Below are 4364 nucleotides of genomic sequence, written 5' to 3'. Positions count from 1 at the left end.
CCCCCCCCCCCCCCGGCCCCCCCGCCGCGCCCCGCACCCCCGTGACACCGGCCACGACGGCATACGGCCGGCGCCCCGAAGCCCCGGCCCCGCCCGGTTGCCGGCCGACGCGCCCGCCGGTCCCGCGGGAAGGCGCGGACGGCGGGCGACAGCGGCGCAGGCGGCGCACGGCGATCAGGGTGGTCATCGCCATCGTCACCACCTTCGGCCTCGACGAGTACGTCCACGCCGCGCTCCACGGAGGAGCATCCGGCTTCCTCCTCCAAGACGCCAGCCCCGCGCTACAGGTTGAGGCCGCCCGCGCCGTGCCCGTCGGCGTCCCTCGTCTGCGACCCCGCTCCCGAGCGAGGCCGGCGGGGTCATCACCGTCCTGCCGCCGTGATCCGGTTCAGCCCGGCGCGATGGCCCGCAGCGCGGCCAGATGCCGCCGGTAGACGGCCCGGCCCTCGGGGGTCAGCGCGAGCCAGGTCCGCGGGCGGCGCCCGGCGCGACCCTTGCGGACCTCGACCCAGCCCGCCCCCTCCAGCGCCGCGACCTGCTTGGACAGCACGGAGTCCGAGACCTCGACGAGGTCCCGTACGAAACCGAACTCGGCCTTGTCCAACGGGGCCAGTGCAGCCACCACCGACAGCCGCACGGGCGCGTTCAGCAGCGGCGCGAGATCGTGCCGCGGATGCCTGCCCGGCTTGCCGTCCGAGCCCGGCTTGCCGTCCGAGCCCGTCCGGGAGTCCGAGCCCGTCCCGGCGTCCGAGTGCTCCCCGCCGTCCGAGCCCGCCGCACCGCCCGTCACGCCGCGCCCCGCCTCTCGGACCAGGCCCCGACGGCCGGCGGCAGCGCACACGCCAGCGCGCCCACCACCGCGTACGGCACCCCGTGGCCGAAGACCGAGGTGCCGAGCGTGATCGTCACGGCGAACACCACCGCCCAGGACCCCATGAGTACCCCGTGCTTCACACCGAACCCCCGGCGCACCACCCGCTGGCGCGCCGCGTACCAGCTCAGCCCGGTCACCAGCAGCGCGTTCGTCACCCCGAACACCAGGGCCGAGGGCGCCCCGCGCCACAGCACCGCCACCGGTACGAGCACCAGCTGCCCGACGGCGAAAGCCCCCAGGTAGCGCGCGTACCAGCCGCTGCGCTCCCGCGCGGCCTTCTCCAGACCGGCCGCCCGCCCCAACGCCCCCGCCGCCATGGCCGCACTTGCCGCCTCGCGCATGGTTCCCCCTCGCTCGCACCCCACCGACCGCTCCCGGCCGATCTCACTTTCCACTATGGCGAGTACTTTCCACACTGGCAAGTATTCGGTCGCCGTCCCGACGCCGTCTCACAGGCCGACTGCCCGGGGAACCCACGGCCGTCGCCACGTAAGCTCGGGAACCATGAACATCAGCGACCTCGACAACGGCACCGGCACCGGCACGGGCGCGGCCAAGGACGCCGGCCCGGACGCGGGCCGGGACGCCGCCGCCATCGACGAGACCGTCACCGCCGAGCTGGCCCGCCTGCGCGACAGCATCGACAACATCGACGCGGCCGTGGTCCACATGCTCGCCGAACGCTTCAAGTGCACCCAGCAGGTCGGCCACCTCAAGGCCAAGCACCAGCTGCCCCCCGCCGACCCGACCCGCGAGGCCAGCCAGATCGCCCGCCTGCGCCAGCTCGCCGAAAACGCCAAACTCGACCCCGCGTTCGCCGAGAAGCTCCTCAACTTCATCATCGCCGAGGTCATCCGCCACCACGAGACGATCGCGGCGGGCGAAGAGTAGGCGCAGAGCAGTCGGCCGGGGCCCGCCCGTCGGGCAGCATGGGCCCCATGTCCGCACTGACGCGCAACGAAGCGCAGCTCCGAGCACAGCTCCTCGACGTCCACCACTACGCCGTCACCCTCGACCTCACCGGCGGCGACGACACCTTCGAGTCCACCGCCGTCATCCGGTTCACCAGCCGCACCGCCGCGGACACCTTCGTGGAGCTGAAACCGGACGAACTGCACTCCGCCGAACTCGACGGCGCCCCCCTCGACCCCGCCACCCTCACCGACAACCGCCTCCCCCTCACCGGACTCGGCGAAGGCCCCCACGAACTGCGCATCGCCACCCGCATGCGCTACTCCCGCACCGGCGAAGGCCTCCACCGCTTCACCGACCCCGCCGACGGCGAGACGTACGTCTACACCCAGATGTTCATGGACGACATCCAGCGCGTCTTCCCGGCCTTCGACCAGCCCGACCTCAAGGCCGTCTTCGCCTTCACCGTCACCGCCCCCGCCCACTGGACCGTCCTCGCCAACGGCATCACCGAACGCACCGGCGAGCGCGCCACCGACGGCGCCGGCATCTGGAAGTCCGCCCCCACCCCCGTCATCTCCACCTACCTCGTCGCCGTCGCCGCCGGCCCCTGGCACAGCATCCGCACCGAACACGCCGGCCTGCCCTTCGGCATCCACTGCCGCCGCTCGCTGGCCCCCCACCTCGACGCCGACGCCGAGGAAATCCTCTCCATCACCACCGACTGCTACGACCGCTACCACCAGAAGTTCTCCGAGCCCTACCCCTTCGACTCCTACGACCAGGCCTTCGTCCCCGAGTTCAACGCCGGCGCCATGGAGAACCCCGGCCTCGTCACCTTCCGCGACGAATACGTCTTCCGCTCCGCCGTCACCGACACCCAGCGCCAGCGCCGCGCCATGATCATCTCGCACGAGATGGCCCACATGTGGTTCGGCGACCTCGTCACCCTCCGCTGGTGGGACGACATCTGGCTGAACGAGTCCTTCGCCGAGTACATGGGCTACCAGACCCTCACCGAAGCGACCCGCTTCACCGGCACCTGGACCGAATTCGCCATGGAACGCAAGCCCTGGGGCTACGACGCCGACCAGCGGCCCTCCACCCACCCCGTCGCCCCCGACGCCGTACCCGACACCGCGAGCGCCCTCCTCAACTTCGACGGCATCTCCTACGCCAAGGGCGCCTCCGCGCTGCGCCAACTCGTCGCCTGGCTCGGCGAGAAGGACTTCCTCGCCGGCATCAACACCCACTTCGCCCGCCACAAGTTCGCCAACGCCTCCCTCGCCGACTTCGTCGACTCCCTCGCCGCCCACACCGACCGCGACGTCCACGCCTGGGCCGACATCTGGCTGCGCACCACCGGCATCGACACCCTCACCCCCCGCATCGAGGAGAGCCACGGCGGCTGGACCCTCACCGTCGACCACCGGGGCACCCGCCCCCACCACATCGCCGTCGGCGCCTACGACCGCGACCCCGACGACACCCTCCACCCCCGCGAACTCCTCACCGTCGACGTCCCCTCCGACGAGATCGTCTCCGTCAGCGGCCCCCGCCCCGCCCTCCTCGTCCTCAACGACGGCGACTTCGGGTACGCCAAGGTCCGCCTCGACGACACCTCCCTCGAAACCGTCCTGCGCGACCTCTCCGCCATCCCCGACCCCCTCACCCGGGCCGTCGTCTGGAACTCCCTGCGCGACATGGTCCGCGACGGCGAACTCGAACCCGGCACCTACCTGGCCACCGCCGCCGCACACCTGCCCGCCGAAGCCGACCTCGCGATCGTCCAGGGCGTCCTCGCCTTCGCCCGCCACCACATCGCCGACCTCTACCTCGCCCCCGAACACCGCACCGAAGCCCTCGCCACCCTCACCGCCATCGGCCGCGCCCTGCTGCGGCGCACCGAGGACGGCTCCGACCCCGGGCTGCGGCTCGCCGCCGTACGCGCCCTCGTCGACGCCGCCACCCAGCCCGACACCCTCGCCGCCTGGCTGGACGACGACACCGTCCCCGGCGGCCCCGAACTCGACCCCGAACTGCGCTGGCGGATCCTGGGCCGGCTCAGCGTCCTCGGCGCGGTCGGCGAGAGCGAGATCGCCGCCGCCCTCGCCGCCGACCCCAGCGCCACCGGCGAGGAAGGCGCAGCCCGCTGCCGCGCCGCACTGCCCACCGCCGAAGCCAAGGCCGCCGCCTGGGAGCGCCTCTTCCACGACGACTCCCTCTCCAACTACCTCTTCAGCGCCACCGCCCAGGGCTTCTGGCAGCCCGAACAGGCCGACCTCGTACGGGAGTACGTACCGCGCTTCTACGCCGACGCCATCGCCCTCGGCACCCGCCGCGGCCCCGCCATCGCCGATGCCGCAGGCCGCCACGCCTTCCCCGGCCACGCCGTCGACGAGGACAACCTCCGGGCCGGCCACACCGCCCTCGCCGACCCCGCCGTCGTCCCGAGCCTGCGCCGCAAGCTCGCCGACCAACTGGACGACCTCTCCCGAGCCCTCCACATCCGCACCCCCTGACCCCCGGGGCGCGGGCCCCATCCCACACCCCCGGGCGCCGGGCGCCGGCCCGTACC

The 4364-nt window shown here is 73.1% G+C and carries 4 protein-coding genes; 2 read left to right on the top strand and 2 right to left on the bottom strand.

Features of this window, described 5'->3' with window-relative positions; genetic code table 11:
• Window positions 1–388: 388 nt before the first annotated feature.
• The gene (locus tag ACFXA3_RS36820; protein WP_385194585.1) at window positions 389–790 is read right to left on the bottom strand and encodes a winged helix-turn-helix domain-containing protein; all 402 of its coding nucleotides are present in this window, start codon (window positions 788–790) and stop codon (window positions 389–391) included.
• A complete protein-coding gene (locus tag ACFXA3_RS36815) occupies window positions 787–1215 on the bottom strand; it encodes a hypothetical protein (RefSeq protein ID WP_385194582.1) in 429 nt (142 codons plus the stop codon). Before ACFXA3_RS36815 ends, ACFXA3_RS36820 begins: the two co-directional genes overlap by 4 nt.
• Window positions 1216–1378: 163 nt before the next feature.
• On the opposite strand from ACFXA3_RS36815, the gene ACFXA3_RS36810 reads away from it, so the two are divergent.
• Together ACFXA3_RS36810 and pepN are read left to right on the top strand one after the other, a co-directional pair.
• On the top strand, window positions 1379–1765 hold the full coding sequence (locus ACFXA3_RS36810; protein ID WP_385194580.1) for a chorismate mutase: 387 nt from the start codon (window positions 1379–1381) through the stop codon (window positions 1763–1765).
• Between the two features lie 47 nt (window positions 1766–1812).
• Window positions 1813–4308 carry an aminopeptidase N gene (gene pepN, locus ACFXA3_RS36805; RefSeq protein WP_385194577.1) on the top strand — a complete coding sequence of 832 codons (2496 nt, stop codon included), beginning with the start codon at window positions 1813–1815 and terminating at the stop codon, window positions 4306–4308.
• Window positions 4309–4364: the final 56 nt, after the last annotated feature.

The organism is Streptomyces sp. NPDC059456, from assembly GCF_042750055.1.
GTDB lineage: Bacteria > Actinomycetota > Actinomycetes > Streptomycetales > Streptomycetaceae > Streptomyces.
This window is presented reverse-complemented; position numbering and strand designations above follow the sequence as displayed.